Consider the following 4,209-nt stretch of genomic DNA (forward strand, 5'->3'; position numbering starts at 1 on the left):
TGTTGGGTAAAACTTTTAGACCTTTTGCCCATCAAAAAGTGCCGACCCTTGGAGTGATTGGGGGGAAAATTCAGGTACTTTTTCCCTGAAAATTAGATAATTGACCAGATGAAAATCTGTAAAACCCTACACCCTACACCCAGAAAAAACTTTTTCAGCAAACCCTATGTAATGATGAGGTGAGGCAGCAACTTAAACCTAAGATTTTTTCAAGAACTTCTGACGAACTCGCGAGATTAATAGGTCTAATTCAGGTAACTTCAATAACATCGCACCGAGGAGGAATAAACCCACCGCTACGGTCGAGGCCAAACCCAACTGTAATAATTGCAAGAAAATATTACCAGCACCGAAAACCTTTTCCCAACCCCAACTAGCTCCCCAACTAGCAACACCAGAAAGCATTGTAATTACCGTTAATCCCAATAAGGATAAACCCCATTCTCCCAAGGGTAAACCCCCTAAACGACGATTTAAAATCACCGTAAAAATGCCCATAGAAATGATATTAACCCCCACGGTTGCTAAAACAATCCCCGGAGTACCAAAAGGTTTATACAAGAGGAAATCCAGCGCACCATTGAGAAAAATATTTACCATACTCACCTTAAAAGGAGTTTCGCCATCACCCAAAGCATAGAACACTCGTACTAAAACATCGCGACCGAGATAGAAAAACATCCCGAAACCGTAGGCCATTAATACGGGAACCACCTGTTCCGAGGCAGCCAGATTAAAGGCACCCCGTTGATAGATAACCCGCACTACAGGGAAAGCGAGGGCGATAAAGATAGCGGTGAAGGGTAACATGGTTAAAGCCGTCAATAATAAACCCTGACGGATTCTTTGCTTCAATTCTCCCCAATTTTCCGGTTCCGTCAGTCGAGAAAATATCGGCATAAACGGCACGAGAATCATGTTGGACATGATGCCCAAGGGCGTGAGAACGATAAAACTGGCGTAACGCATGGAAGCGGCGGCATTTTCGATAAAAGAAGCAAAAAAGAGGTCAGTATAAACGTTAATATGCAACATTCCCGAAGATAAGGTCGCCGGAATCATCACCCGCAACACCTCCGACACCCCCGGTATCCGCCAATCCCAACGAAATGTTAATTTTCCTAAACCTGCCTTGACTTGTGCGCCCACTTGTGCCAACCATTGCCAGATCGCCCCGATGAGAGTACCGCCGGCGAGGACAAAACCCCCTAGTTGAATGTATTGCGGATTATCAATGCGATCGCCAAGTGACCAGGCCAGCAAACCCACCCCGATAATTACCGCCACACTGGAAAAAAGCGGACTGAGACTCGGTAGCCAGTATTGGTCCGCCGCGTTGAGAGTACCGAAACCGATGCCGATTAAACCGGCTAAAACCGCCATGGGGGCCATAATTTGCAGTTGTTGAATGGCCATGCTGCGGGTGGCGGCATCTAAACCGGGGGCGAGAACATCGATAAAAATATTGGCAAAAACGATTAAAAAGACGGTGACAGCTAATAAAATCGCGCTGACTAGGGTGGTGACAGTCTCGACAATCGGCGCGGACTCGGATTTATCTCTTTTGGCCAAAACACTGACCAAAGCGCTGTGAAAGGGGCCGTTAATGCCACCGAGGAGAATTAACAGAAAACCGGGGATAACGTAGGCAAAAGCGTAGGCGTTCACCACTGGCCCAACACCGTAGGCAGCGGCAATTACCTGTTCGCGGACCAAACCAAAAACCTTACTGATTAAGGTGGCAACGGCGACAATTCCAGCAATACCGGCTAAGGAACGGGTAGCTTTCTTAGTAATGATGACACCTCGAAAGAAAACAACTGCATTGATCGATTCTACCCGTTTCTGTGTTCCAGGAGAAAAGCGCTCTCTAGTTGGAAAATTTAACTTGACTGGACTGTATAACAGCCATTTTCCCGCACAGACCCCTAGAGAGCTTTTCTCATAAATATGAAGTATAAGCTAATTCGGTATCGACGCTCGACTCCCATCTGAGCATTAAGATAACTGTTATCAGTAATTATTGAGAAAATAAATCCCCATACCTTATTTCCTCGTGGCACAATAGAGACAAAGTATAAAAAACTTAACAATAAGGAGAGGTTCGATGGTTGCTACACCAGTCAAAACAAAACGTCTCACCGTGCAGGTGGCCAATCTCAGCGCAGACACCACCGCTATTCGTTCCCTCGATTGGGATCGCGATCGCTTCGATATTGAATTCGGATTACAAAACGGTACGACTTATAACTCCTATCTGATTCGTGGGGAAAAAATCGCCCTGGTGGATACCTCCCACGAAAAATTCCGTCAACTATATTTTGATAGCCTCAACGGATTAATTAACCCCCAAGAAATCGATTATTTAATTATCAGTCATACCGAACCCGATCACAGTGGGTTAGTCAGAGATATATTGCAACTCGCTCCCAATATTACCGTCGTTGGGGCGAAAGTAGCAATTCAGTTTTTAGAGAATTTAGTTCATCATCCCTTTCAACGTCAACTGGTCAAAAATGGCGATCAGTTAGACCTAGGCAACGGTCACATTCTCGAATTTGTTAACGCTCCTAATTTACATTGGCCCGATACTATTTTTACCTACGATCACGGTTCGGGAATTTTATTTACCTGTGATGCCTTCGGAATGCACTACTGTTCCGATGATCTTTACGATGAGCAATTAAGTGTTATTGAACCGGATTATCGTTTCTATTATGAATGTTTAATGGCTCCTAATGCTCGTTCCGTACTAGCGGCGATGAAACGGATGGAACCCCTGGGTAATATTAATCTCGTGGCTAATGGTCATGGACCGCTATTAAAACATAATATTACCGAATTATTGAACCATTATCGTGATTGGAGTCAGGCACAAACTAAGGGAGAAAAAACCGTCGCTGTTTTCTATATTTCCGACTATGGTTATAGCGATCGCCTCTGTCAATCCCTGGCCAAAGGTATTACTAAAACCGGTGTGGCTGTAGAAACTTTAGACCTGAAATCCGCCGATCCCCAAGAGGTAAAAGAATTAGCTTCTTCTGCGGTGGGAATCGTCATCGGTACTCCCCCCGTTTCTGGTATTAATGCCCAAGAAATTACGGGAAATCTAGGCACAATTCTCGCCTCGGTTAACCCCAAACAATATATCGGAATGTTTGAATCTCAAGGGGGTGATGATGAATCAATTTTACCTCTATTTAATAAGTTTCGTGAAGTTGGTTTAACCAAAGCTTTTGATCCCATTCGTAGCACAGAAACTCCTAACGAGAGTCTCTATCAACGCTGTGAAGAAGCAGGAACAGATATGGGACAACTATTAACCCAAGAGGTAAAAGTTAAACAAAGAAAATCCCTTGATACTGACCTTGATAAAGCCATCGGACGCATTAGTGGTGGCTTATATATTATCACCACCAAGAAAGGAGACAGAAGCGGAGCAATGGTCGCTTCTTGGGTGACGCAAGCAAGTTTTGATCCTCCCGGTTTTACCGTTGCTGTGGCCAAAGATCGGGCGATCGAGTCTTTAATGCAAGTGGGGGATCAATTCATTTTAAATATTCTGGAAGAAGGCAATTATCAAACCCTGATGAAACACTTTTTAAAACGTTTCGGACCTGGGGAAGATCGTTTTGCAGGAGTCAATACTCGCACCGCTAATAATGGTTCCCCAATTTTAGCCGATGCTCTCGCTTATTTAGAATGTGAGGTCGCTAGTCGCATGGAATGTGCTGACCACTGGATTGTTTACAATAAAGTCACCGATGGTCGCGTTTCTAAACCTGATGGTTTAACGGCTGTTCACCATCGCAAAGTCGGTAATTATTATTAGGATTCTTGCTTGATTTGACTGGTTGAGAAAATACAGATCAAGATGCTTGCTCTCAGCTTTTGAGATGGTTTAACCTCTCAACCAGTTAGTCATACTAAATCCGTTGAGTATAGGCTACATATCAGGAGAGGCAATAGGCACTCTTGCAATAGGCAAAAGGAGCAATAGATAATCAGTTTTTAATAACCGGATTTAGTATCACATCTGATCACTGATTACTTACCCACTGATAACTGGGCTCTCCCAGCTTTGGTGGGTAAAATGTATTCTAAGATACATTTCTCAAGAGCGAGGGGGTGGAACGAACCACAAAGACACAAAGGACACAAAGATCGATCGATCCTATGTCAATTAAACTTATCACACAGAACCTAGAA

At 44.0% G+C, this 4,209-nt stretch carries 2 protein-coding genes; one reads left to right on the plus strand and one right to left on the minus strand.

The genetic code is table 11. From position 1 onward, the window contains the following. Window positions 1-198: 198 nt before the first annotated feature. The gene (murJ, locus tag ACE1AQ_RS09425) at window positions 199-1,908 is read right to left on the minus strand and encodes a murein biosynthesis integral membrane protein MurJ (RefSeq protein WP_172456670.1); all 1,710 of its coding nucleotides are present in this window, start codon (window positions 1,906-1,908) and stop codon (window positions 199-201) included. A 199-nt stretch (window positions 1,909-2,107) separates the two neighbouring features. Between murJ and ACE1AQ_RS09430 the strand changes: the two genes are divergently transcribed. Then, window positions 2,108-3,832, plus strand: coding sequence for a diflavin flavoprotein (locus ACE1AQ_RS09430; protein ID WP_110545956.1), 1,725 nt, complete (start codon window positions 2,108-2,110; stop codon window positions 3,830-3,832). The last annotated feature ends 377 nt before the right edge of the window (window positions 3,833-4,209 follow it).

This window comes from Microcystis sp. BLCC-F209, from assembly GCF_041928595.1.
In the GTDB taxonomy this organism is placed as follows: domain Bacteria; phylum Cyanobacteriota; class Cyanobacteriia; order Cyanobacteriales; family Microcystaceae; genus Microcystis.

Coding starts and splice junctions, on each gene's coding strand:
- ACE1AQ_RS09430 (WP_110545956.1), top strand. CDS start 2,108: ATGGTTGCTACACCAGTCAAAACAAAACGTCTCACCGTGCAGGTGGCC.